This is a genomic window from Pseudomonas sp. CGJS7, assembly GCF_036961695.1.
Window position 1 is genome coordinate 1 of record NZ_JBAMDI010000325.1, and the last position, 468, is coordinate 468.

A 468-nucleotide genomic window follows, 5' to 3' on the forward strand; every position below is an offset into this window, starting at 1 on the left:
TTCAGGTTTTCGAACTTCCACGCATCCGCGCCGCTGACGGCGTCGATGGCATTGACCACCGGCTGGTTGGTGCCGACATAGACGTTGTCTGGTGCGGTTGCAGTCGCCGAGCCCGTGGTGCTGTTGGCTGCCACGACGACGGTGGTGCCGTCGGTCAGCTTGAAGTACAGCTCCGAGTGGTTGTTGATCGGCAAGCCGTCTTTGTTGGTCAGCGTGATGGTGTAGGTGATCTCGCCGCCTTCGGTGACCGAAGGGGTCGCGGTCAGCTTCGCCACCACCTCGTCGAGGGTGTCAGTCACTTGAACCGAAGCGTTGCCGCCCAGTTGCAGGTTCTCGAAGGTGCGACCGTCTACATCCACAGCGGACGTGATGCCCAGGCTGATCTGGCCCGCATCCTGATAGACGTCATCGCCCTGCGCGTCGTGGGTGTACGGCGCGCTGGTTTCGCCGGCCTTGATGGTGACCTGG

General features: G+C 62.4%; 1 protein-coding gene. It reads right to left on the minus strand.

Going from position 1 to position 468, the window contains the following annotated elements; genetic code table 11:
• On the minus strand, positions 1 to 468 hold a 468-nt coding region (locus V7787_RS52915), incomplete at both ends, for an immunoglobulin-like domain-containing protein (RefSeq protein WP_336095466.1).